Genomic DNA, 23058 nt, shown 5'->3' on the forward strand with positions numbered 1-23058 from the left:
CGACTTCAGGCCCCGCCGTCTGTTCAGGAAAGCATCGCCTACACCCGCATTCATTCACATGGATTGCCCTATATTCCCGCCACAGCGCCGCATGCTGCGGCCATGTCGGAGGCATCCCCATGAAGACCACACGTTTGCTTGCCATCGCATTGAGCGCAGCCACCGCGTTGGCCGCGGCCCCCGCCTTCGCCGATCCGCCGCATCACGCCCGAGGCAACGGCCCGCCGCCGCACGCAGGCGGCCCGCACCACCGCGAAGCGCCGCCGCCGGGCTGGCAGAAGAAGGCCTGGCGACGTGGCGAGCGCCTGCCGTGGGCTGAAGTGGACCGCCGCTACTGGGTGAACGATTACGCGCGCTATGACCTGCGCGAGCCGGGCCGCGACCGGCGTTGGGTGCGCCAGTCCGATAACGAGTACCTGCTGGTGGAGATCGCCACCGGCTTGATTGTTGACGCGCTGCATCGTTGAATGCGGAGCGCGCCGGGGCCCTGTAGCCGTGGCCCTGGCGCGCTCCCACCACACTGCGGCCGACATGAATGATGCGAACCACCGGATTCCAGAGCGCGTTTCTCATTGTTGGCCTCATCGCAGGCCAGCCGGTCCACGCTAGCCAGCAGCCATCAGCGGCGGATGTAAAAGCGATCGAACAGGTGGTCGAAGCGTTCCGCACCTCGCTGATCAACAAGGACAAGCCGACCTACATGGGCCTGTTCTTCTCGGACAAACCAGAAGACATCGGCTGGCAGTTCGTTTCCGAGGACGTGCGCCTGCAGGACATCCGCAAGGCCAAGCCCGATGCAATCAAGGCGCGGCAGATTCCTGCAAACAACTTCATCGCGCTGATCGACGGGGCGGTGGCCTCGCCGAAGCCGAAGGAGGAGAAGTTCTCCAACACGAAGATCGAGACGGATGGTGATGTGGCTTCGGTCTCGTTTGACTACAGCTTCCACGACGATGGGGTGAAGACCAACTGGGGCAAGGAAATGTGGCAGCTGATCCGCACCGAACAGGGCTGGAAGATCTTCTCGGTGATCTACTCGGTCCGCGATTCACGCAGCCCGGCCGATTGAGCAGGGCTTGATGCGGGCGCCCTCACCCGCGATCCATTCAGCAAGGGCATTGGCATTCGGCGAGCGATCGGGCAGAGTTCGGCCACGCGCAAGGACGCATGCCATGACCCGCCTGCTGATCATCGAAGACAACCCCGAGCTGGTTGCCAACCTGTATGCCTTCTTTGAACCGCTGGGTTACGTACTGGACGACGCCCGCGACGGCGCCAGCGGACTGCGCCGGGCCACGCAGCACGACTACGACGCCATCCTGCTGGACCTGATGCTGCCGCGGCTGGACGGCATGACGCTGTGCCAGAAGCTGCGCCAGGAGTTCCAGAACCCGGTGCCGATCCTGATGCTGACCGCGCGCGATCCGGTCGAAGACCGCGTGCAGGGCCTGGCCCTGGGCGCGGATGACTACCTGGTCAAACCGTTCTCGCTGACGGAACTGGATGCGCGGATCAAGGCCCTGGTACGACGGGCGCAGGGTCGCCAGGTCCAGAGCGTGCTGGCGTGGAAGGACCTGCAGGTAGACACGCGCTCGCCACAAGCCTGGCGGCAAGGCCGCTGCATTGCGCTGACGCCCACGTCGCACAAGCTGCTGATGTGCCTGGTGCGTGCGGCGCCGGCCGTGGTGCGCAAGCAGGAGATGGAATACCTGGTCTGGGGCGACGAGCCACCGGACAGCGGCGCGCTGCGAACCCACATCCATGAGCTGCGCCTGCAGGTGGACCGCAGCTTCGACACCGCGCTGATTACCACGGTGCACAGCGTCGGCTGGCGCATGCAGGCGTGAGCCCTGCCTCCCTCTACCGCCGCCTGAGCCTGCGTACCCGCATCACGATCTCGTTCGTGCTGTTGATGGCCGGTGCCATGGGCTTCATCGTACTGGCCGAACAGGTGGACTACGATCAGGTCCGGACCGCTGTCGTCGCGCGGACCCAGGACAATGAAGTACGCCGCCTGCAGGACGAACTCGCCCGTGGTCGGCGTCCCGACCTGCCCTCTGGCAGCGCACTGTTCGATGCCCAGGACGTGCCTGTCGTGCTGCGCCAATATGGCCCGGGATATCACGGCGAAGCAGCACCCAACGAGTGGCACCTGCGTGTGTTCGACAGTGGCGGCCAACGTTATTACCTGCTGCAGGACGCTGCCCCCTATGGCTACCTGGAGCACCTGATCAATGCCTTTGCGGCGCTGGTCATCTCGATCTGCGTGCTGGGCGCCTTCCTGATCGGTCGCAAGGTGGCGACGCACGTCATCGCGCCCATCACGCGCTTGGCGGACGCGGTGCAGGACGGCCAGAAGCCCTTTCCCTATCAGGACGCGCGCGACGAGATCGGTGTACTCGCCCGCGCCTTCGCCCGGCACAGCGACGAGCTCGAACGGTTCCTGCATCGCGAGCAGTGCTTCAGTGGCGATGCCAGCCACGAGCTGCGCACGCCGCTGGCCATCATCGGAGGCGCCGCAGAGACGCTGGCCTGCCAGCTTCCGGCCGACAGCCACCTGGTTCCCAGTGCCGAGCGCATCCTGCGCACCACCCAGGAGATGCAGCGCCAGCTGACCTGCCTGCTGCTGCTCTCTCGCGCCCCCAGCACCGTGCCACGCAACGAGGTGGCCCTGCGTGCGCTGGTTGAATGCTGCATGGAGCGGTGCCAGCCCTGGCTTTCCGGCAAGCCGGTGATCGTTGCGTTTGATGCCCGGCATGACACCGTGCTGCACACCAACGCGGATCTTGCGCGCAGCGTGATCTGGAACCTTCTGCGCAACGCCTGCCAGTACACCGAAAGCGGCGAAGTCCGGATCTCCCTCCACGACGCCGCACTCATCGTCGCCGACACGGGGCCCGGCCTGCCCTCCAGTATCGATCCACAGCTGTTCCAGCGCTTCGTACCCGCTAGCGTGCACAGCGGCGAGGGGCTGGGGTTGTCGATCGTGCAGCGCATCGTCGAGCACCTGGGTTGGAGGATGACGGTGCATTCATCGCAGCAGGGATGCCGGTTCAGCCTGGAGTGGCCCCTCTGACGATTTCCTGACGCACGCGTGCACATGCTGGGGATTGCTCACTTCACGGCGGAAACCGCATGCAGCACCCCAAGGACAGCGGCAAGTACCCGCACGGGAAGACCGGCCTGAGCCGCATCTTCCACACCCTCATCCATTCGCGTGATGGCTTCGTCGCCACCTTCCGCGGCGAGGCTGCCTTTCGCCAGCTGCTGCTTCTGCACGCGCTGTTGATCATTGCAGCGTTCGTACTGGACATCAGCGCGGTCGAGCGCGCGATAGTGCTGGCGGTCTGCTTCATCAGCCTGCTGGTGGAACTGCTCAACTCGGCGATCGAAGCGGTGGTTGATCGCATCTCCCTTGAACAGCATCCGCTGTCAAAGAACGCCAAGGATATGGGCAGCGCCGCGCAGACCACCGCACTGTTGATGGTGGGTGCTGTGTGGGGCCTCATCCTGCTGGGCTAGTCCGCCCAACCTGACAACTTCCTGATAAAGCGGTTTCGATACTGCGCGCACTCCCGCTCCACGGAACCTGCTCGTGCGTCAATGCCGCCGTTTTCCACGGCCCCATCCGATCGTTCTGGTCTGGGCCGTCGCACTGTTCTTCACCACGATTGGAAACATCGCCCTCTGGAAGACGCTGTGGGGGCTGGTCGACCTCAACAGCGTGCGCAGCGTGCTGTTCCTGGCCAGCCTGCCGGTGGTGCTGTTCTGCCTGTTCAACCTGTTGCTGACGCCACTGCTGGCACTGCCATTCCTGCGCAGGCCGCTGCTGGTGCTGCTCGTTGTCGTCAGCGCCGCCTGCAGCTACTTCATGCTGCACTACAACGTGCTGATCGATCGCAGCATGGTGCAGAACGTGTTCGAGACCAACCAGGCCGAACTGAACGCCTATCTGTCGCTGCCACTACTGTTGACCCTGCTGGCGCTGGGCGTGCTACCTGCTGCCGGGCTCGCCCTGGTGCGCACCACCAGCGGGGCCGGTTCGATACGTTCGCTGCTGGTGTGGCCAGTCAACGTCCTGGTCTCCATGATGGTGCTGCTGGCGATCGGCTTTGCGTTCTACAAGGACTATTCGTCATTGCTTCGCAACAACCGCTACATCCGCGACCAGGTGCTGCCGTTGAACGTGGTGCGGCATACCCACGGTTACCTGAAGAGCCTCTACAGCACCCGCCAGCAACCGCTGCGCGCGATCGGCATGGACGCACGGCGAATACCGGGCCCGCGCCCGAAGCTGGTGATCCTGGTCGTCGGCGAGACCGCGCGATCACAGAACTTCCAGCTCAACGGCTACCCACGCGCGACCAATCCCCGGCTCTCGCGCAAGGAAGGCGTCATCAGCTTCAATGATGTCTCCTCATGCGGAACCGCCACGGCCATCTCGGTGCCGTGCATGTTCTCGCAGATGACCCGAGGCCAATACGACGACGTGCGCGCCGCAACCGAGGAGAACGTGCTCGACATCCTGCAGCGCACCGGCATAAGCGTGCTCTGGCGCAACAACAACAACGGCGGCTGCAAGGGCGTGTGCGAACGCGTACCGACCGAGGACATGCCTGCGCTGAAGGTGGCCGGCCAGTGCGTCAACGCCGACGGCACCTGCTACGACGACGTGCTGCTGCACCAGCTCGGCGCACGCATCGATGCCATCAACGGCGACGCCCTGATCGTGCTGCATCAGCTCGGCAGTCATGGGCCGACCTACTTTGAACGGTATCCCGCAGCGTCGCGGGCCTTCAGCCCGACCTGCGACAGCAACCAGATCCAGCATTGCAGCAACGAGGCGCTGGTCAACACCTACGACAACACCCTGGTCCACACCGACCAACTGCTGGGCAAGGCCATCGACCTGCTGCAGGGCTATGCGGACCAGCGTGATGTCGCACTGATCTATGTGTCCGACCATGGCGAGTCGCTGGGCGAACGCGGGATGTACCTGCACGGCACGCCCTACTTCATCGCCCCGCGCGAGCAGACCCAGGTGCCGATGGTGATGTGGTTCTCACCGGAATTCAGCCGCAACGCAGGCCTGGACCTGGCCTGCCTGCACCAGAATGCCCTGCACCGGGCGCACAGCCACGACAACCTCTTCCACTCGCTGCTGGGCCTGTTCGCGGTCAACAGCGGGGTGTACCAGCACGATCTGGATGTGTTTGCAGGTTGCCGCGCGTCGGCTTCGCCGGCTGTGGCCACCTCACCGGCGAAAGAAAGGCGCCGGCTGATGCCGGTCGCTGCCCGGAACGTGGCGCGCTACTGCGCCGCCAGGGCGAAATCCAGGCCCGCACACACCGCCGCCACCTGGGCGTCGTTGCATTCCTGCGGGTTGGTGCGCGGGCTGTCCGGGTAGACCTCGGTGGTGGTGGCAAAGCGCGCGTCGGTGAAGCCGGCGCAGGCGCCGATCGAACGCGATTCACCCCAGACCACGCCCGGCGACTGCAGCGGCAGGCCGACCAGGTTGCCTTCGGCATCGGCCGGGGCGATATGGGTGACCGGGGCCACGGCGGTGATCAATGCCTTCTGGAACTCGGCCTGCGGATCTTCGCTGTTGCCGATCACGTAGAAGCCATCCGGAATGGTGTCGCGCTCGAACGGCTTGCCATCGCGGGCGCAGCGGGCCGGGTCGAACTCGTGCAGGTCGCTGTCGGTGGTCTCGTGCAGGTCCAGGTGCACCAGCAGGTTCGGCCTGCGCTCGGCCACCCAGCGCATCAGCGCGGCGGCTTCTTCGATCTGGCCGCCGTCACGGAAGCTGCGGTTGGGGTCGATGGCATCCGGGTTCCAGCGCTGGATGCGCTCGTAGCCCCACGGGCTGACGCACGGCGCCACGATCAGGTTCAGCCGGCCCAGGTAACGCTCAGCCTGCTGTTCCAGGAACTGCAGGGCGCCATGCACGCCGCTGGTCTCGTAGCCATGCACGCCACCGGTGATCAGTGCGGTCGGCAGCGCCGGGTTCCAGTCGTGGTTGACCACGGCGAACAGCGGGTAATGGTCCGGCGCATAGTCCAGCTGGCCGTACTGGATCACATCGAAGCTGTCGTCCAGGCGCTCGAGCGCGGCCACCACGTCATCGTGGTAGCTGCGCTGGCGCTGCTGGCGAGCCCGCCACTGTGCGCGTTCCGCGTCGCCCCAGGGCTGTCCGGGGGTGCCGATCGGGTAGAACTGCGCAACGGTCATTGGGTACTCCGGGGGTCGAACGGGATGGGTGCAGCCGGTCATTCTAAGCCTTGTCGCGCCTGCGGGTCCCCTCCCCCGGCCCCGCCTTCATCCAGGCCGGGTCATCTGGTTGTAAAATCAACGGTTTTTGGCCCCTCACCCCTTGATGGCGAACGCAGCGCAGCCGGTCCTGGGTGGACCGGAGTTCCTCCGCCTGCTCGCCCGTCTCAGCGACGGCGCGATGCCGGCCAGCAGTCCCGCCCTGACCGATCGCCTCGGCCAGTGGGTGGACTGGAGCCGTGCCGTGGCCCTGTCCGGGGCGCTCGGCGGACGCCTGCCCGAGCCGGGTGAGGCCACCGAGGCGGTCGAGGATGTGCTGGCCGACTGCGCGCAGGCGCACGCCAGCCTGCTGGCCTCTATACGTGAGGATGCCGAAGCCGAGCGCCTGCTGGACCTGGCCGAAGCCGCCGCTGCACCCAACTTCGCCTCGCTGCGCCAGCGTTACCGGGTACTGCAGCAGGCCATCCAGACCGCCGCCGGGCGCCTGCGCGGCCGCCTGCGCGACCAGCTGGTGCAGGTTTCGCCCGAGCTGGCGCGGCTGGCCGAGGTCGATGCGGTGATGGAACAGACCCTCACCCCGCGCGAGCACAGCCTGCTGGCCACTGCGCCGGCCGTGCTCGGCGCCCGTTTTGAACGCGTGCACGGCCAGCCCGGTTGGCGCGCGGCCTTCCGCCATGACATGCGCACCCTGCTGCTCGCCGAGCTGCAGCTGCGCTTCCACCCGATCGAAGGGCTGCAAGACGCCCTGCGCTCCCACTGACCGGAACACCATGTCCAGAACTGCTTTCCATGTCGTTGTTTTCCTTGTCGGCCTGCTGGCCGTGTGCTGGATCGGCATTGGCTATGTTTCGGTGCATCCGCTGGGTGCAGCGGTGGCGGCGATCATCGCGGCCTGCTACATCGCCGGTGGCGTGGAGCTGTACCGCTACCGCCAGGCCAGCAACGGCCTGCGCAGTGCACTGAACGACCTGTCCAGCGCGAAGGAGAGCCTCACTCCCTGGCTGGAGCGCGTGCCCGCAGGCCTGCGCAATGCCGTGCGCCTGCGGGTGGAGGGCGAGCGCACTGCCCTGCCCGCTCCGGTGCTGACCCCTTACCTGGTCGGCCTGCTGGTGCTGCTGGGCATGCTCGGCACCCTGCTGGGCATGATGGACACGCTGCGTGGCACCGGACTGGCCCTGCAGAGCGCGACCGACATGGCCGCGATCCGCGGCTCGCTGGCCTCGCCGGTGCAGGGCCTGGCGGTGGCATTCGGCACCTCGATCGCCGGTGTGGCCAGCTCGGCCATGCTCGGCCTGCTGGCGGCGCTGCTGCGTCGTGACCGCCTGCAGGCCGTGCAGCAGCTGGATCGCGCCATTTCCGGCGACCTGCATCCGTACTCGCAGGCCTGGCAGCGCGCCGAGTCGCTGCGCCTCCTGCAGGCACAGTCCGCGGCGCTGCCGGCGCTGGTCGACCGCCTGCAGGCGATGACCAGCACCTTTGAACAGCACAGTGCGGCCGCCAATGAGCGCCTGCTGGCCGGCCAGGCCGAGTTCCTGACCCAGAGCCAGGCACTGCAGGAACGCCTGGCGGTCTCGCTGCAGCAGTCGCTGCGCGAAGGGGCTGAAGCCAGCGCCGCCGCCATCGGTGGCGCGCTGCAGCCGATGGCCGAGACCACCCTGGCTGGCCTGGCCCATCACGGCGAAGCACTGCATGCCCGCGTCGAGCAGGCCGTGCAGCAGCAGCTGGCCGGCCTGAGCGACGGCTTCGAACGCAGTCGCGTCGCCACCGAGGCCAGCTGGGCCAAGGTGGTGAGTGAACAGACCCAGGCACAGCAGGCACTGGTGAGCGACCTGCGCCAGCACCTGCAGGCCTTCAGCGATGGACAGGCCACGCATGCCGAAGCGCTGGTCACACGTATCGGCGAGCGCCTGCAGGCCGATGCACAGGACAATGCGGAGGCCTTGCGTGCTGCCGCCGAACAGCAGCAGGCCCTGAACAGCGCGCTGGTCGAGCGCCAGCAGCAGGCGTTGATCGCCGCCAGCGAGCATCTGGACGCGCGTGCGCAGGCGCTGCTGCAGGCACTGGAGCAGCAGCACAGCGCCAGCCAGTCGCTGCTGCAGGACCACGAACAGCAGCGTTTGCAGGATTGGCAGGCCGCGCAGGCCGCCGCTGCCACCGCGCACGCCGAACTGCAGGCCAGCCTGGACAGCCGCGAGCAGCAACGCCAGGCGCGCTGGGACGCGGTCAGCGCCGAGTTGCAGCAGGCCCACGCCGCCCTGCAGGCGCAGCTGCAGGCCGGCGACGAACAGCGCCTGCAGCGCTGGAGCGATGCTCTGCAGCACGTTTCCACCGAGCTGGCCGAGCGCCTGCAGGCCAATGGCGAACGCCTGGCCTCGCAGCAGCAGCGCGTCTGCGACACGCTGGCGGAGACCGCACAGCAGATCGGCGAGAACGGTCGCGCACAGGCCAGCGCCACGCTGGCCGAAGTGTCCACCCTGCTGCAGACCGCCGCCGCCGCGCCCAAGGCCGCTGCCGACGTCATCAACGAGCTGCGCAGTACGCTGTCCGAGAGCCTGGTGCGTGACAACGCGATGCTGGAGGAACGCGGACGCCTGCTGGCCACCGTGCAGACCCTGCTGGATGCGATCAACCACGCCTCGCACGAACAGCGCACCGCTGTGGACGCACTGGTCGGTGGCTCGGCCGAGCTGCTGGAACGCGTCGGCAACCGCTTCACCGACCATATCGCCGCCGAGACCGGCAAGCTGGATGGCATTGCCGCAGCGCTCCACGGCAGCGCGGGCGACGTCGGACAGCTGGCCAGCAGCTTCGGCGAAGCGGTCGCGCAGTTCGGCAGCGCCTCCACCGAGCTGTCCGGCCGCCTGGAACAGATCGGCGGCGCACTGGATGCCTCGCTGGCCCGCAGCGATGAGCAGCTGGCCTACTACGTGGCGCAGGCGCGCGAGGTGGTCGACCTCAGCCTGCTGTCGCAGAAGCAGGTGATGGAAGAACTGCAGCAGCTGGCCACGCGCCGCGGCAAGGCCGGTAGCGCATGAGCGACGAGTTGGAGGTCGACGGCGGTTCGCACGCCCCGATCTGGGCCGCCTTCGGCGACCTGATGTCGGTGCTGCTGGGCGCGTTCGTGCTGATACTGGTCGGTGTGGTCGCGGTGCAGCTGGAGCTGTCGCAGCGGCTGGACCAGGAAGTGAAGCAGCGCCAGGCCGAAGCCAAGCGCCTGCAGACACTGGAGCAGGCACTGGCTGGCCCGCTGGCCGCCGGTCGCGTGACCCTGGTCGACGGCCGCATCGGCATCAGCGGCAGCGTGTTGTTCGCGCTGAACTCCGACCAGCTGCAGCCGGAAGGCCAGGAGCTGCTGCGCAGCCTGGCCGCACCGCTGGCCGCCTATCTGGGCAGCCGCGAAGAGATCCTGATGGTCAGCGGCTTCACCGATGACGCACCGGTGCGCGAAGGCAATCGGCGTTTCGCCGACAACTGGGAGCTGTCCGCGCAGCGCTCGCTGACCGTGACGCGTACGCTCATCGCCGATGGCGTACCGGCCGACGCCGTGTTCGCCGCCGCATTCGGCAGCGAGCAGCCGGTCAGTTCCAATGCAAGCGAAGACGGCCGCGCACGTAACCGTCGCGTGGAAATCGCGCCGATTCCCAAGCCCAAGGCGCCGGATGCCAAGTAAGCCGCCAGCGCTCGAAGGCCTGCGCGCACTGGTGCGCGACCTCGATGCGGGGTCGCGCTCGCTGCCGCATTACCCGCAGGTGCCGATGCTGCAGCAGGTGCAGCGCGAGTGGTCGGAGCTGCGCAGCGAACTGCAGGTGCGCCGCTCACTGCGCACCGAGGCCCCTGCCGACGGCGGCCCGCTGAACTCGGCGGTGCTGGTGCAGCGCATGCTGGACACGATGCAGGCCACCAGCCCCGGCTACCTGCGGCACTTCATCGACTATGTGGATACGTTGTCGTGGCTGCAGGCGCTGCAGGACGGTGCCGCCAGCGGTGCAGATACCGCGAAGCCGAAGCGGACACGCAAGCCGCGCTGAACACCAATTGGTAGTGCCGGCCGCTGGCCGGCAGCTATGCATCTTCGCGCGGGTCATGGGGTTGCCGGCCAGCGGCCGGCACTACCACCGAGGGTGCTCTGTGCGCCGGAACGCAATCTGCGCTGCGCTTCGGCTTTGCTGTGGTAGTGCCGGCCGGTGGCCGGCATCACAACCAGACCGACCATCGCCGAGGCGCGCGCAAGCGGCGCTGAACAGCGAATGGCCGTGCTGAACATCGACTGGTAGTGCCGGCCGCTGGCCGGCAGCTATGCATCTCCGCGTGGGTCATGGGGTTGCCGGCCAGCGGCCGGCACTACCACCGAGGGCGCTCTGTGCGCCGGAACGCAATCTGCGCTGCGCTTCGGCTTTGCTGTGGTAGTGCCGGCCGCTGGCCGGCATCACAACCAGACCGGCCACGGCCGAGGCGCGCGCAAGCGGCGCTGAACAGCGAATGGCCGCGCTGAACATCGACTGGTAGTGCCAGCTGCCGGCCGGCATCACAACCAGACCGACCATGCATACGGATACTCGCCAATCTGCCCAGCAAGACCGGCGCGCACCGGATTCCCCAGGATGTACAGCGCTTGCTGCGCCAGCGACTCCTCGGCCCTCACGGCATGATCAAAGTAGCCAGACTGCCAGACCGTACATCGACGCCCCACCAGGCGATTCAGGGCGAGCGCGCTCGACGATTTCATCCGGCGCGCGATGTCGGGAAGGTGAGCTGCGCGCAGCTCGAACATCCAGTGGACGTGATCCGGCATGACGACCCATGCGTGTGACTGTACGAGCCCGCGCTGTTCGATGTAGTGGAACTGGTCGATTACACATGCTGCTGCAGCTTCGCTTTCAAAGAGCCGGCGGCGCTGGTGTGTCGTGGTTGTCAGAACGTAGGACTGGCCGATGATCGAGTGACGGCCCAGACGGAGGCGATGGCTGCTCATGCGCCATGGTGGGTCGATCATTGGGCGTTGGCTGTCGGGCCATGCCTCGATGGAGGTTGGGAGATGTCTGAAGTTGAATGAGGTTGCCGGCCAGCGGCCGGCACTACCGGAGCTGTGGGTTGCCGGCCAGCGGCCGGCACTACCGGGACTATGGATTGCCGGCCAGCGGCCGGCACTACCACTGCCGGCAGGCGGCCGTCGGGGCTCAGCCGCGCAGGGTGGCGCCGCCGTCGACGTACAGGTCGCTCATCGCCACGTGCCCGGCCTGCTCGGAGAGCAGGAACATCACCGAGTGCGCGATGTCCTCGGGGGTGGCCAGCTTGCGCAGTGGAATGCCGGCCTTGTAGGTCTCCAGGCTGCCAGCGATCACCCGCTCGGCACCGCGCTCGTCCTGCCACATGCCGGTCTGCATCGGGGTCAACGTGGACCCCGGGGCGACGATGTTGCAGCGGATGCCCAGCGGCGCCAGCTCCAGCCCGAGGCAGCGGGTGAACATGGTGGCGGCAGCCTTGGACGCGGCATAGGCGGCCATGCCGTGCCGCGGCACGCCGGCGGCATTCGAACTGACGGTAACGATCGCGCCCCGCTGGCGCGGCGACATCACCCGCGCCAAGGCACGCCCAACGTGGAATACGCCATCGGCGTTGACCGCGAACACTCGGCGCCAGTCGGCGTCGCCGGTCTCGGCGACGCTGCCCACGTGCAGCACGCCGGCCACGCTGGCCGCCAGCGTGATCGGCCCGATGCTGGATTCGACCTGATCCACCAGGGCGTCCACCGCTGCGCTGTCGGTCACGTCGAGTGCGAACGACCTGACCCGCGTATCGGCCACGTGTGGCGCCTCACGATCGGTCGCCACCACCGTGCAGCCGGCCTCGGCCAACAGCCGTACCAGTGCCTCGCCGATGCCGCCGGCGGCACCGGTCACCAACGCCACGCGGCCTTCAAAACCGGTCAACTGCATGTTGCGATCTCCTGTTGCTCGTCCCATTGGCGCAACCGCGCCGACAACCACGGCGCCAGCTGCGCCACCGCATCGCGGCCGGTCAGCTCGGCGTGCAGGAACGGCAGTTCCAAGGCCTGCACCTTGCGCGCGTGGGTCCGCCACAACGCCGACTGCAGCTGTGGTCGCGCCTGGTGATCCCGGCCCGCGCGGACGTGCACCAGCGTGCCGTCGAACGGTTGGTGGATGTGTTCGCGGATCAATCGATTGGTGCCGGTCACCGCGCGCACCACGCCATCGAGCACCACATCCGGCAGGCTGCCGAGTGCACTACCGCCACGTCGCAGGAACGCGAGAATGCGTTCACGGCTGTCCAGTTCCGGATGCGCATCCGGGTCATGACCGGCAATCGCCAGCAGTGCCCGCAATGCACCGATGGCATCGGGTTCCGGCTCGGCCCGCCAGCACTCGCTGGGATAGGCGTCCAGAAGCACCAGCTCGCCAACCTCGCGCCCGATCTCGTGGAGGCGCACCGCCATCGCCTGGGCGAGGATGCCACCCACCGACCAGCCCAGCAGATGCACCGGCCCCTTCGGCTGCAATGCGACCACGCGCTGTACGTAGTCGTTGGCCATCGCCTTGATGCTGCTTGGCAGCGGCAGCCGCGCGTCCAGGGCCGGCGACTGCAGGCCATACACCGGGCGTGCCGGCTGCAGTGCCCGGGCCAGGGTGCGGTAGTTCCAGGCGATCCCCCCGGCCGGGTGCAGCACGAACAGCGGCGTGGGCCCGGCAGCGTCGGTCGCGGCCAGCGCGATCACTGGCCCCAGTGCGTGATCGGCCAGCGCGGGCGGCTCGGCAATGCGAACTGCCAGCGCGGCCACGGTGGGCTGGGCAAACAAGGCACCCAGACCCAGATCGCAGCGCCAGCGCTGCTCGATCGCCAGCAGCAGGTGCACCGCCGACAGCGAATCACCGCCGAGACTGAAGAAATCTGCATCCACTGCCACCGGCGCCTCACGCCCAAGCGCCTGTGCGAACATCAACGCCAGCTCCTGTTCCAGCGGCGTGCGTGGCGCCAAGCCGGCAACTTCAAGTTGCAGTGGCTTCGGCAACGCGTTGCGATCGAGCTTGCCGTTGGCGGTCACCGGCCAGTGGTCCACACCAACGAAGGCCGAGGGCACCATGTAGTCCGGCACACGCGTGGCGAGGTGGCTGCGCAGCGTCACGGCGTCGGCATACGCCGCTGGAACATAGGCCACCAGCCGGGCATCACCCGGCGCGTCCTGGCGCAGCAGCACTTCCACCCGCTCCATGCCAGGCAGCTCGCGCAGTGCCGCCTCGATCTCGCCCAGCTCGATGCGCAGGCCGCGCAGTTTCACCTGGTGGTCGCTGCGGCCCAGGTACTCGACCGCACCATCGCGCCGCCAGCGTGCCACGTCGCCGGTGCGGTAGATACGCTCGCCCGGCAGGAAAGGATCGGCAAGGAAGCGCTCGGTAGTCAGGTCATCGCGACCGAGATAGCCGCGTGCCAGTTGCACACCACCCAGGTACAGGTCACCGGCCACGCCTACCGGCACCGGCTGCATCCGCGCGTCCAGCACGTACAGGCGGGTGTTCCAGACCGGGAATCCGATCGGCACCGGCCGCGAGCGATCCTGCGCCGACGCCGGCCAGTAGCTGACATCCACCGCCGCCTCGGTCGGGCCGTACAGGTTGTGCAGCTCGGCGTGCACGTGCGTGTGGAAACGGTCGCGCAATGAGGCATCCAGCGCCTCGCCACTGGTGAACACCCGTCGCAGCTGCAGCCCTTCGGAGGCCGGTGCAGCGAGGAAGGCATCGAGCATCGACGGCACGAAATGCACCGTGGTGATCCCATGCCCGCGGATCAAGCGCGCCAGTTCGATGGGATCGCGATGCACGTCCGGCCCGGCGACCACCAGCGTGGCCCCGCACAGCAGCGGCAGGAAGAACTCCCAGACCGAGACATCGAAGGTGGCCGGGGTCTTCTGCAGCACGCGGTCATCGGCGCGGATGCCGTAGTGCTCGCGCATCCACAGCAGGCGGTTGACGATGGCACGATGTTCGATGACCACGCCCTTCGGCTCGCCGGTCGAGCCGGAGGTATAGATCACGTAGGCCGCATCGTCAGGTGCCGGATCGGCCCACGGCGCGGCGAAGCTCAGCGCCGTCCACTGCTCCGGCGCGAGCACCGGTACGCCGGCCATGCGCGCCGATACGTCCGCCGCAGCCAGTACGCACACCGGCTGTGCCGACGCGAAAATACGCGCCAGTCGCTCATCGGGATGGGCAAGGTCCAGCGGAAGATAGGCCGCGCCTGCGCGCAGCACCGCGACCAGCGCGATCACCAGCTCCAGCGAGCGCGGCAATGCCACCGCCACCACGCTGCCCGGGCCGACATCCATCGCCCGCAGCTGCGCCGCCAGCGCGAAACTGCGCGCTTCCAGCGTTGCGTAATCCAAAGCAGCGTCGCCGAACACCAGCGCAGGCGCGTGTGGGTCCCGATCCATGCCCTGCTGCAGCAGCTCGACCAGGGTCGTCTCCGGCAGCGCGTGCGCGGTGGCATTGAATTCCTGCAGCACCTGCTGCGCCTCCTTGGGCGTCGCCAGGGGCACGGCTGCGATATCGTCAGCCTGCAGCGCCGCCGATACGAAATGCAGCAGCCGCGCCGCGTGCGCCTCGACATCCTCGCGACTGTACAGCGCGGGATTGGCCTCGATTTCCAGATCCAGCAGCGCCTGGCCATCGCCACGGAAGCCCAGCGTCAGGTCATCCACCGGCCCGGTGCACAGCACCTCGAGCGTCGCCTGCACGCCGGCCAGCGCCAGCGGCTTGTAGAACGGCTGCACATTCACCAACGGGCCGTGCAGGCGCTGCTGCGCTCCGACCAGGCCCAGGTCCCGGCGCAGCTGCTCACCGCGGTAACGGCCGTGCTTGCGCCCCTGGCTGAGCTTCCGGCCCAGGCCGCGGGTGAAGGCCTCCACGCTGCCCTCGCCGGCCGCCACGCGCAGCGGCAACACATTCATCACCATCGCCGGCACCCGCGCCGACGCGTTGCCGAGCCGCCCCATGTAGGGCACGCCCAGCACCACTTCATCGGCCGCGCTCATCCGCCGCAGGTACTCGGCCGACAACGCGGCCAGCACATCCGGCCAGGGCTGCAGCCAACGCACCGAGGCCTGCAGCAGCTGCTCACGGAAGGCCGCATCGAGCGGCTGCACCCAGCGCAGCGCGTCGTCACTGGCCGCGAGCGTGCCGGCCAGGCCCACGCCTGCCGGTGCGCCCTGCATGTGCTCGCGCCACCACTGCCCGGCCAGCGCGCGGCGCGGATCGGCACGATAAGCGGCATCATCGGCCAGCACGCCCGCCAGCCCCGGCAGTGGCTCACCCATGCGGCCGGCGTACAACGCGCACACGCGATCGGTGAACAGCGCCATGCCATAGCCATCGGCCGCCAGATGATGCACCCGCAGGTACCAGACCCAGCGCTGCCCGCCCAGCTCAAGCAGCATCTGTTGGCTGATCCGGTCGCGGGCGGGGTCGACCGGGCTCAGCCGGTCGGCGTGCATCAGGCTGCGTGCCGCAGCGGCTGGATCAGCCTCGACGGACACATCACGCACCGAAAGCAGCGGCACGTGTGCCGGGTCGTACCACTGCAGCGGCTGGCCATCGGCCCCTTCGGCAAAGCGCAGCGCAAAGGCATGGGCTTCGAACGCAGCCTGGTCTGCCGCTGCAACGAACGCGGTCACGTCCAGCGGGCCATCGATCCACACCGCGTGCGCGGTATTGAATGACGGATTGTCCGGCGCCAGCCGCTGTGCAAACCACAGTCCGGTCTGGGCCTCGGTCAATGCCACCGGCGTGGCCAGCGCAGCGGCGTTCATGCGTTCTGCGCGGCCTGCAGCGTCTGCACCACGTTCCACCACTGGCGCAGCGTGGTGTGCTCGGCCAACTGCGAGAACTCCAGCGGCAGGCCGGTGTTGCCCCAGGCCAGGACCAGGCCGAGCATGCGCATCGAGTCCAGGTGCAGGTCGATCAGGTTGTCGTCGTCACCGATCCCTGCTGGCTCGCACTCCAGAACGCGCGCCACGTCGGCACGCATGCGCTCCAGATCCAGCACCTCACCCGCGGCAGCCATCACAGCACCTCCAGCAACTGGTCGGTGGTCATCGGCACCCCGCTGGTGCGCGCGATCCAGTGCAGCGCCTGATCGTGATCGGCGCGCGAGAAGTCCGCCACGGCATCGGCGGCAATGAAGGCCTCGATATCACGCTGGAACGCCTCGACCACGGTCGCCGTGCAGCCGATATGGGCGTACACGCCGGTCACCAGCAACTGGTCGCGGCCACGCACCCGCATCAGCGTCTCCAGGTTGCTGCGCTGGAACGCGCTGTAACGGTGCTTGACCAGCACGTGCTCGCCCGGCTGCGGTGCCAGCGCGTCGATGATCGGTTCATGGTCGGCGCTGCGGCGCATGCCCGGTCCCCACAGGTCGGCCTGCAGGCCACGGTCACGGCGATCCTGGTCACCATGCTGGGCGGTGTAGAACACCGGAATACCGCGCGCGCGGCAATGCGCCAGCAGGCGTGCGATGTTGTCCACGGCCGGCCGCAGCGGTGCATTGCCGGCGTCGAATGCGGCCAGGAAGTAGCGCTGCATGTCGTGCACCAGCAAGGCGACACGATCGCGCTGCGGGCGCCACGGGCCGCGTGCCTGCGGCAGTTCGGCGGCGGTCGGCAAGGGGTAATCGGTGATACGGGGCAGCGCCATCAGCGCGTTCCTCCTGTCTGTTGCAGATGACGCGCACGCAACTGCGCGCGCAGTTCGCGGCGGCTGATCTTGCCGACCGCGGTGGTATCGAAACTGTCGACGAACACGACCTGGTCGGGCACCTTGAACGCCGCCAGGCCGCGCCCGCGCATCCAGGACTTCAGCGCCGGCGCCTTGAACGGTTCGCCCTGCGGAATCACGAAGGCACAGCTGCGCTCGCCCAGGTACTCGTCGGGAATGGAGACCACGGCCGCATCGAACACACCGGGGTGGGCCAGCAGGTGATCTTCGATCTCTTCGGCGGAGATCTTCTCGCCGGCACGGTTGATGTGGTCACCGGCGCGGCCCTGCACCACCAGGTAGCCTCCGGGCAGCTGCTGCACACGGTCACCGGTACGATAGAAGCCGTCATCGGTGAACGAGCGCGCATTGGCCACCGCGTCGTTGTGGTAGCCGCGGATGGTGTACGGCCCACGGGTGAGCAGATGCCCCACCTCGCCTTCGGCCACCGGCTGGTCATGGTCATCGACCACGCGCACTTCATCATCCGGACTGATCGGCCGGCCCTGGCAGGCCACGATCAGCTCCTCCGGGTCATCCAGCCGCGTGTAGTTGACCAGGCCTTCGGCCATGCCGAACACCTGCTGCAGCGTGCAGCCAAGGCCATCGATCACCCGCCGTGCGGCTTCCGGCACCAGTTTGGCGCCGCCTACCTGCAGTACCTGCAGGCTGGACAGGTCATGCTTGCTGGTGGCGGCGGCCTGTGCCCACAGCAACGCCAGCGGCGGCACCAGCCCACAGCAGGTCACCTGCTCGCGGGCGATCAGCGGGAGGGCCGCATCCGGACCGGGGCCGGGACTGAGCACCACGCGGGCGCCGGCATACAGTGCGCCGAAGAAGCCCGGCGAACTCATCGGGAAATTGTGCGCGGCCGGCAGCGCGACCAGATAGACGCTGTCGCGGTCGATGCCGCAGAGGTCATTGCTGGCGCGGAACGAGTAGATGTAGTCGTCGTGGGTGCGCGGAATCAGCTTGGACAGCCCGGTGCTGCCTCCGGAAATCTGCAGGAACGCCACCGACTGCGGGTCCGGATCGGACGGCAGCTGGCTGCGATCGCCCTGCAGTGCCTCCAGCGCGATGAACTCCGCTGCATCGCCGTCGATCACCACATGGCGAACCGCCGGCACTTCGGCCTGCAGCGCCCTTGCCAACCCGCGATGATCGAAGCCATCGTGGAGTGTGGTGGTGATGTAGGCACTGGCTTCCGCCTTGTTGGCGAAGTGCGCCAGCTCGGTGATGCGGTGCGCCGGCAACGCATACACCGGCACCAGGCCGGCGCGGAACAGGCCGCAGACAGTGGTGATGAACCCGGCGGTATTGCCCAGCTGCACCAGCACCCGTTCGCCAGGCTGCAGGCCGAGCGCCAGCAGGCCCGCACCGATGCGGCCTGCCTCATGCCACAGCTGCGCATAGCTCAGGCGTACGTCGCCGGCGACCACCGCGATGTCATCGGCATAGCGTTCTGCACGCTCGCGCAGGAAACCCGGGAAGGTCTCGCCACGCCAGTGACCGGCTTCGCGATAGCGCGCCACCAGCGCGTCGGGCCACACCTGCTGCAGCGGCAGGCGGGAAGAGTCAGTGGAGGTACTCATGCGGCAGGCTCGATGGCGGGCGCGGATTCATGGACACCCAGCGCGTTCAACAGGGCAGCGAACTTCGCTGCGGTTTCGGCCACCTCGGCCTCGGGGTGTGACTCGGCGACGATGCCGGCACCGGCATACAGGCGCAGCTGCGTGCCCTGCAGGCGCGCGCAGCGGATCGCCACGTACCAGTCGCCGTCACCCTGCGCGTCCAACCAGCCCACGGCACCGGCGTAGAAGCCGCGCGGCACCGGTTCCAGCTCGCGGATGCGCTGCAGCGCCGCCAACCGTGGCGTACCGCAGACTGCCGGCGTGGGGTGCAGCTGCGCCAGCAGTTCGGCGGCAGACGCCTGCGGATCCTTCAGGGTGGCGTGGATGCGGGTGCCCAGGTGCCACATACTGGCGGTGGCATGCAGCACCGGGCGCGGCTGCGCATCGATGTGGCTGCAGTACGGTGCCAAGCCCTCGACGATGGCTTCGACCACGTGGCGGTGCTCGTCGTGGTCCTTGGTCGAGGCCAGCAGCGCCTGCGCCGCACGCTCGTCCTCGGCGGCATCGGCGCTGCGCCGCGCGGAACCGGCCAGCGGATGCGACAACAGCTCGGCGCCGCGCTTGCGCAGCAGCAGTTCCGGCGTCGCCCCCACCAGCCAGGCCGGTGCCTGGCACAGCTCCACCGGCAACGGCACCGCGTAGGTCGCCACCGACGGATCTGCGCCCAGGCGTGCCAGCAGCACGTCCGGAGACAGCGCCTGGCGGGTGCGTGCCAGCAGGCTGCGCGCCAGCACCACCTTCTGGAGGTTCAGTTCGGGCGCGCGCAGTACCTGCACCGCCGCGGCAACCGCTGACGCATAGTCCTGCGGCGCAGGCTCGGCCTTCAGGGAACCGTCCAGCGGCGGTGCGGCCTGCGGCTGCAGTGCCAGTGCCGGCAGCAGGCGCTCGGGCTGGAATAGCGCATCGTCCGCACGCGGTTCGAACGGCACTGCGCCAACCAGCAGGCCCGGGCCGCCACGCTGCCGGGCAAAGAACGCCGAGACGCGTTCTGCCAATGTCGCCAGTGCACCGGCCGGCAGCGTGGCGCGGCAGCCGCGTGCATGCACGTGCTGGCCGGCATGCTGCAGCAGGAACAGCGACGCGTCGTCGGTGCTGTCCAGTGACGCTGGCGCAGCCTCCGGCCACGCGCCCTGCATCAGGGAATCGTTCATGGGGTCTCCTTCGTCCGATGCGCTGCAGCCAGCGCGCACAGCAACAGCAGCAGCGCACCGACCAGCAGGTAAGGCAGGCTCGGCCCGCCGCGATACAACAGCGTGCCGAGCATCGGCCCGGCCACCATGCCCAGCCCCTGCGCGGCAGCGACGGTGCCGGCGGCGGCGCCCTGCTCGTGCGCCTCCACCGCATCGGCGGCCAGCGCCTGGAACGAGGGGAATACGAAGCCCATGCCAAACGCGGCCAACGCGTACGCCGCCGGCAACTGCCAGCCCTGCTGCACGCCCGCCACCGAAGCAAAGCCGATTCCGGAAATCAGGGCGCCAAGGACGATCCAACGGCGTGGATGTACCTCCAGCTTCATCACCAGCGCCTGCGCCAGGATCAGGCCGACACCAACGGCGGTAAGTGCGATGCCGGCCATGCGTGCACCGGCCGCCGCATCCAGGCCCAGGCGATCAATCGCGAAGAAGCCGACCGTGACCTGCGCGATGGTCACCGAGACCATCGCGATGAACGCTGCCAGCTGCGGCAGGCGCAGGCGCGCGTCGAGACGGCTCATCGGCGTGCGGCGCTGTGCGGACGCGCCCACCACCGGTGGTGTAGCCGGCAGCCGCCAGGCCAGCAATGCCAGTGCCAGCAACGGCAGCAACGCGGCCACGTACAGCGCCAGCGAAAGATTGGTATAGGCCAGCCAGCCGGCAGCGGCCGGACCCAGTACCATGCCCAGCGCGTTGGCACTGCCCAGCCGGGCGAGGAAACTGGCGCGCTGCCCGGTCGGTGCCTTGTCGGCAATCAGCGCAGCGGCCGTGGGCGGCACGGCCGCGTAGAACAGCCCGATCAAGCCGCGCGCGCCGACCAGCACCAGCACCGACACCAGTACCGGCGGCACCGCCTGCAGGGCGACGTCGATGAACACCGCCAGTGCGATGTAGACCGCCGTATAGGCACTCATCGCCAGGATCAGCACGCGCTTGCGCCCAATGTGGTCGCTGAGCTGGCCCCAGGGGCGCGCGGCCAGCATCCACAACACGCCTGCGGCGGTGACCGACAGGCCGGCATGCCACTCGGACAAGCCGAGCATGCGGACCACCGGGCCGATCACGGCGACGAAGGACATCATCGCCATGGTGCCGATCAGGGCAGCCAACACCAGCGCCGGCAAGCCGGGAACGACGGGACGTGCGTGCATGGAACACCAGCCGTAACAGGAAAGGATGGCCGGGCACGCCTGCGCACCCCGCCCGGCACCGGCCCTGCTCAGGACCGGACGCCACCCTTAAATGATAACGGCTCGTATTTGCATTTGATACCCATTCTCTTGAATGGGCGCGCAACAGTGGGTTCAGCGCATTGCATGCAGGCCGAGCAGGCCACGGCGCTTGAACCACCACTCCAGCGGCAGCGTCACCAGCGGCGGGATGGCTGCCAGCAGCGCCAGCGCACTGGCCCACCACGGCCAGCGCAGGCGCACCGCCGCGAACAGGGTGACTGCCACATAGACCAGGAAGGCCACGCCGTGCAGCGGCCCGAACAGCTTCACCAGCGCCACGTTGGCCATCGGGCCGTACTTCATCCACATGCCGATGAGCAGGCCGGCCCAGGTCACGGCCTCGATGAAAGCGACCGCGGCGAACAGACGTCCGGTCGGGTGCATGGGGGAATGTTGGGTCACGTGGGGCTCCGGCATGGGGGTATCAAATGCGAATGATACGCAGATGCGAACCCCATGTAGAGTCGAGCCGTGCGCGACCGCTGGAGCCCACCGAGGTGGACAGCTACCGGAGCGTGTGTGGCAGAACGTGCTCCCCGATCTCACGCAGCATCGCGTCCATCGGCCGCCCGTTGTCGACCAGGTTGAACATCACGTGCGCCACGCCCTGCGCACGCACGCGCAGCAGGTAGTCACGCAGGCCATCGCGGCCGACCTTCAGGCCCAGCGGCAGCGGCTCGGCTGGCGCCTGCGGATCGGCCTGCAGGTCCAGCAGCATCGACTGCACGAACGGCTTGGCTGGCCCACCACGCTGCACCAGCGCCTGCTGCCACAGGCCGATGCGCCCTTCCTGCGCGGCCTCCTCGCGGTGATAGGTGGCCCAGCCTTCGGCCTCGCGCGCGATCCACTGCAGGCTCTGCCGCGCGGTACCCACCACCAGCATCGGGATGCGGGTTGCCGGCGCCGGCAGCACGTCGAAGCCACCCGTCGCCTGCAGTACGGCGGTCCGCTCATCGGCCTCCGGTGACAGCGCCGCGCGCAGCAACGTCCAGCGCGCACGGAAGGTCGCCGCCCTGCCCTCCAGATCCTCGCCGAATGCGGCGAACTCTTCGGGGCGGTCCCCCGAACCCAGGCCCAGCACGAACCGTCCGCCGCTGATCCGGTCCAGGCTCAAGGCCGACTTCGCCACCTGCAGCGGCTGCCGCAATGGCAGCACGATGGCCGCGCTGCCGACCACGATGCGTCCGGTCGCGGCAGCCAGCATGCCCAGCCACAGGAACGGGTCATCCAGCGCGCTTGCTGTCGCGTCCGGACCCTGCGGCACCATCAGTGGTACATCACGCGTCCACAATGCGGCAAAGCCCAGATCATCGGCCAGTCGCGCAATGCGCCGCGCCTCATTCGGATCGGCCAGTCCATGCGCGGCGACAGGCGTCATCAGGCCCAGGCTCAGGCCCTGTTGCGGAAACAAGGCAGCGTAAGCAGGATTGAACTCACTCATGCCGCCAGCTTAGCGTGCAGGCCTGCGGCAACGATGACGCGCCGCCCACTACCGGAAGAACACTGCATGCCGACGATCCGCCCTGCCCACGTCGATGACCTGCCTGCGATCAGCGCGGTGTGCCTGGCCGCGTTCACTGCGGCGGTCGCGCCTTCGCTCAGCGCGGCCGGCATCGCCACCTTCGGCAGTGTCGCCGCTGCCGAAGCATTCGGCGCGCGCCTGCACGGTGACAGCCACATCCTGGTGGCCGAGCAGGACGGCCGTGTCGTCGGCGTGATCGAACTGAAGGAGGGCCGGCACCTTGCGATGCTGTTCGTCGATCCCGCCTGCCAGGGCCAGGGCATCGGCTATGCTTTGTTCGAGGCGGTGGTTCCACAGGTGCGCGAGCCGGTCATGACCGTGCGCGCCTCGCTCAATGCAGTACCGACCTACCTGCGCTATGGCTTTGCGCTGGACGGTGACGTCGGCGAGTTCAATGGGTTGGTGTATCAGCAGATGGTGCGGGCAGCGGCCTGAAGGCATCCGCCC

Annotated in this window: 22 protein-coding genes; 11 read left to right on the plus strand and 11 right to left on the minus strand. The window is 68.1% G+C overall.

The features are described from left to right. Nucleotides 1-119 precede the first annotated feature (119 nt). The 6 genes from AC5P5S_RS11285 to eptA all read left to right on the plus strand — a co-directional run bounded on the left by AC5P5S_RS11285 (nt 120) and on the right by eptA (nt 5407). Nucleotides 120-467, plus strand: coding sequence for an RcnB family protein (locus AC5P5S_RS11285; protein ID WP_062606565.1), 348 nt, complete (start codon nt 120-122; stop codon nt 465-467). Nucleotides 468-535: 68 nt separating this feature from the next. Beyond that, on the plus strand, nt 536-1069 hold the full coding sequence (locus tag AC5P5S_RS11290) for a Cif family virulence factor (protein WP_062606568.1): 534 nt from the start codon (nt 536-538) through the stop codon (nt 1067-1069). 103 nt (nt 1070-1172) lie between these two features. Further along, entirely contained in the window at nt 1173-1847 is a 675-nt protein-coding gene (locus AC5P5S_RS11295; protein ID WP_032962486.1) for a response regulator transcription factor, read from the plus strand. Beyond that, on the plus strand, nt 1844-3076 hold the full coding sequence (locus AC5P5S_RS11300) for a sensor histidine kinase (protein ID WP_062606569.1): 1233 nt from the start codon (nt 1844-1846) through the stop codon (nt 3074-3076). The genes AC5P5S_RS11295 and AC5P5S_RS11300 overlap by 4 nt, the downstream gene beginning before the upstream one ends. A 59-nt stretch (nt 3077-3135) precedes the next feature. Continuing rightward, nucleotides 3136-3522: a diacylglycerol kinase gene (locus AC5P5S_RS11305; RefSeq protein ID WP_012480499.1), complete on the plus strand. Its 387-nt coding sequence runs from the start codon at nt 3136-3138 to the stop codon at nt 3520-3522. A gap of 73 nt (nt 3523-3595) precedes the next feature. Next, nucleotides 3596-5407, plus strand: coding sequence for a phosphoethanolamine transferase EptA (gene eptA / locus AC5P5S_RS11310; RefSeq protein ID WP_062606571.1), 1812 nt, complete (start codon nt 3596-3598; stop codon nt 5405-5407). Here the strand turns inward: eptA and AC5P5S_RS11315 are convergent. Continuing rightward, a complete protein-coding gene (locus AC5P5S_RS11315; RefSeq protein WP_062606573.1) occupies nt 5311-6231 on the minus strand; it encodes a M14 family metallopeptidase in 921 nt (306 codons plus the stop codon). The two genes, eptA and AC5P5S_RS11315, sit on opposite strands and share 97 nt — an antisense overlap. Nucleotides 6232-6376: 145 nt before the next feature. Between AC5P5S_RS11315 and AC5P5S_RS11320 the strand changes: the two genes are divergently transcribed. Genes AC5P5S_RS11320 through AC5P5S_RS11335 form a run of 4 tightly spaced genes read left to right on the plus strand, consistent with a single transcriptional unit; the run spans nt 6377 to nt 10298 of the window. Continuing rightward, nucleotides 6377-7030, plus strand: a complete 654-nt coding sequence (locus AC5P5S_RS11320) for a DUF3348 family protein (RefSeq protein ID WP_049452514.1) — start codon at nt 6377-6379, stop codon at nt 7028-7030. 10 nt (nt 7031-7040) lie between these two features. Then, nucleotides 7041-9305, plus strand: coding sequence for a DUF802 domain-containing protein (locus AC5P5S_RS11325; protein ID WP_049452515.1), 2265 nt, complete (start codon nt 7041-7043; stop codon nt 9303-9305). After that, a complete protein-coding gene (locus AC5P5S_RS11330) occupies nt 9302-9940 on the plus strand; it encodes an OmpA family protein (protein WP_006449800.1) in 639 nt (212 codons plus the stop codon). Before AC5P5S_RS11325 ends, AC5P5S_RS11330 begins: the two co-directional genes overlap by 4 nt. Then, entirely contained in the window at nt 9858-10298 is a 441-nt protein-coding gene (locus AC5P5S_RS11335) for a DUF2894 domain-containing protein (protein WP_395760172.1), read from the plus strand. Before AC5P5S_RS11330 ends, AC5P5S_RS11335 begins: the two co-directional genes overlap by 83 nt. 497 nt (nt 10299-10795) lie before the next feature. On the opposite strand, the gene AC5P5S_RS11340 is transcribed toward AC5P5S_RS11335, so the two are convergent. The 10 genes from AC5P5S_RS11340 to AC5P5S_RS11385 all read right to left on the minus strand — a co-directional run bounded on the left by AC5P5S_RS11340 (nt 10796) and on the right by AC5P5S_RS11385 (nt 22530). Then, complete coding sequence (locus tag AC5P5S_RS11340) at nt 10796-11242, minus strand: REP-associated tyrosine transposase (protein ID WP_024958589.1); 447 nt, start codon at nt 11240-11242, stop codon at nt 10796-10798. Between the two features lie 205 nt (nt 11243-11447). Then, nucleotides 11448-12206 carry a 2,3-dihydro-2,3-dihydroxybenzoate dehydrogenase gene (locus AC5P5S_RS11345; RefSeq protein ID WP_062606196.1) on the minus strand — a complete coding sequence of 253 codons (759 nt, stop codon included), beginning with the start codon at nt 12204-12206 and terminating at the stop codon, nt 11448-11450. Next, the gene (locus AC5P5S_RS11350) at nt 12197-16087 is read right to left on the minus strand and encodes an enterobactin synthase subunit F (RefSeq protein ID WP_495276316.1); all 3891 of its coding nucleotides are present in this window, start codon (nt 16085-16087) and stop codon (nt 12197-12199) included. The genes AC5P5S_RS11345 and AC5P5S_RS11350 overlap by 10 nt, the downstream gene beginning before the upstream one ends. Beyond that, nucleotides 16084-16341, minus strand: a complete 258-nt coding sequence (locus AC5P5S_RS11355; RefSeq protein ID WP_495276317.1) for a phosphopantetheine-binding protein — start codon at nt 16339-16341, stop codon at nt 16084-16086. Before AC5P5S_RS11355 ends, AC5P5S_RS11350 begins: the two co-directional genes overlap by 4 nt. Continuing rightward, nucleotides 16341-16973, minus strand: a complete 633-nt coding sequence (locus AC5P5S_RS11360) for an isochorismatase family protein (protein ID WP_012480509.1) — start codon at nt 16971-16973, stop codon at nt 16341-16343. The genes AC5P5S_RS11355 and AC5P5S_RS11360 overlap by 1 nt, the downstream gene beginning before the upstream one ends. Further along, a complete protein-coding gene (locus tag AC5P5S_RS11365) occupies nt 16973-18625 on the minus strand; it encodes a (2,3-dihydroxybenzoyl)adenylate synthase (RefSeq protein ID WP_062606201.1) in 1653 nt (550 codons plus the stop codon). Before AC5P5S_RS11365 ends, AC5P5S_RS11360 begins: the two co-directional genes overlap by 1 nt. Next, complete coding sequence (locus tag AC5P5S_RS11370) at nt 18622-19815, minus strand: isochorismate synthase (protein WP_495276318.1); 1194 nt, start codon at nt 19813-19815, stop codon at nt 18622-18624. Before AC5P5S_RS11370 ends, AC5P5S_RS11365 begins: the two co-directional genes overlap by 4 nt. Then, nucleotides 19812-21008, minus strand: coding sequence for an MFS transporter (locus AC5P5S_RS11375; RefSeq protein WP_062606205.1), 1197 nt, complete (start codon nt 21006-21008; stop codon nt 19812-19814). The genes AC5P5S_RS11370 and AC5P5S_RS11375 overlap by 4 nt, the downstream gene beginning before the upstream one ends. Nucleotides 21009-21161: 153 nt before the next feature. Further along, complete coding sequence (locus tag AC5P5S_RS11380) at nt 21162-21473, minus strand: DUF3817 domain-containing protein (RefSeq protein WP_005413704.1); 312 nt, start codon at nt 21471-21473, stop codon at nt 21162-21164. Nucleotides 21474-21594: 121 nt separating this feature from the next. Then, nucleotides 21595-22530, minus strand: coding sequence for a TIGR03571 family LLM class oxidoreductase (locus tag AC5P5S_RS11385; protein WP_062606206.1), 936 nt, complete (start codon nt 22528-22530; stop codon nt 21595-21597). Nucleotides 22531-22596: 66 nt separating this feature from the next. Here AC5P5S_RS11385 and AC5P5S_RS11390 point away from each other — a divergent pair, with 66 nt between their 5' ends. Continuing rightward, entirely contained in the window at nt 22597-23046 is a 450-nt protein-coding gene (locus AC5P5S_RS11390; RefSeq protein ID WP_062606207.1) for a GNAT family N-acetyltransferase, read from the plus strand. Nucleotides 23047-23058 lie beyond the last annotated feature (12 nt).

This window comes from Stenotrophomonas sp. YJH_SMC_54 (genome assembly GCF_059368435.1).

Coding starts and splice junctions, on each gene's coding strand:
- AC5P5S_RS11285 (WP_062606565.1), top strand. CDS start 120: ATGAAGACCACACGTTTGCTTGCCATCGCATTGAGCGCAGCCACCGCG.
- AC5P5S_RS11290 (WP_062606568.1), top strand. CDS start 536: ATGATGCGAACCACCGGATTCCAGAGCGCGTTTCTCATTGTTGGCCTC.
- AC5P5S_RS11295 (WP_032962486.1), top strand. CDS start 1,173: ATGACCCGCCTGCTGATCATCGAAGACAACCCCGAGCTGGTTGCCAAC.
- AC5P5S_RS11305 (WP_012480499.1), top strand. CDS start 3,136: ATGCAGCACCCCAAGGACAGCGGCAAGTACCCGCACGGGAAGACCGGC.
- AC5P5S_RS11315 (WP_062606573.1), bottom strand. CDS start 6,231: ATGACCGTTGCGCAGTTCTACCCGATCGGCACCCCCGGACAGCCCTGG.
- AC5P5S_RS11320 (WP_049452514.1), top strand. CDS start 6,377: ATGGCGAACGCAGCGCAGCCGGTCCTGGGTGGACCGGAGTTCCTCCGC.
- AC5P5S_RS11325 (WP_049452515.1), top strand. CDS start 7,041: ATGTCCAGAACTGCTTTCCATGTCGTTGTTTTCCTTGTCGGCCTGCTG.
- AC5P5S_RS11330 (WP_006449800.1), top strand. CDS start 9,302: ATGAGCGACGAGTTGGAGGTCGACGGCGGTTCGCACGCCCCGATCTGG.
- AC5P5S_RS11335 (WP_395760172.1), top strand. CDS start 9,858: ATGCAAGCGAAGACGGCCGCGCACGTAACCGTCGCGTGGAAATCGCGC.
- AC5P5S_RS11340 (WP_024958589.1), bottom strand. CDS start 11,242: ATGAGCAGCCATCGCCTCCGTCTGGGCCGTCACTCGATCATCGGCCAG.
- AC5P5S_RS11345 (WP_062606196.1), bottom strand. CDS start 12,206: ATGCAGTTGACCGGTTTTGAAGGCCGCGTGGCGTTGGTGACCGGTGCC.
- AC5P5S_RS11350 (WP_495276316.1), bottom strand. CDS start 16,087: ATGAACGCCGCTGCGCTGGCCACGCCGGTGGCATTGACCGAGGCCCAG.
- AC5P5S_RS11355 (WP_495276317.1), bottom strand. CDS start 16,341: ATGGCTGCCGCGGGTGAGGTGCTGGATCTGGAGCGCATGCGTGCCGAC.
- AC5P5S_RS11360 (WP_012480509.1), bottom strand. CDS start 16,973: ATGGCGCTGCCCCGTATCACCGATTACCCCTTGCCGACCGCCGCCGAA.
- AC5P5S_RS11365 (WP_062606201.1), bottom strand. CDS start 18,625: ATGAGTACCTCCACTGACTCTTCCCGCCTGCCGCTGCAGCAGGTGTGG.
- AC5P5S_RS11370 (WP_495276318.1), bottom strand. CDS start 19,815: ATGAACGATTCCCTGATGCAGGGCGCGTGGCCGGAGGCTGCGCCAGCG.
- AC5P5S_RS11375 (WP_062606205.1), bottom strand. CDS start 21,008: ATGCACGCACGTCCCGTCGTTCCCGGCTTGCCGGCGCTGGTGTTGGCT.
- AC5P5S_RS11380 (WP_005413704.1), bottom strand. CDS start 21,473: ATGCACCCGACCGGACGTCTGTTCGCCGCGGTCGCTTTCATCGAGGCC.
- AC5P5S_RS11385 (WP_062606206.1), bottom strand. CDS start 22,530: ATGAGTGAGTTCAATCCTGCTTACGCTGCCTTGTTTCCGCAACAGGGC.
- AC5P5S_RS11390 (WP_062606207.1), top strand. CDS start 22,597: ATGCCGACGATCCGCCCTGCCCACGTCGATGACCTGCCTGCGATCAGC.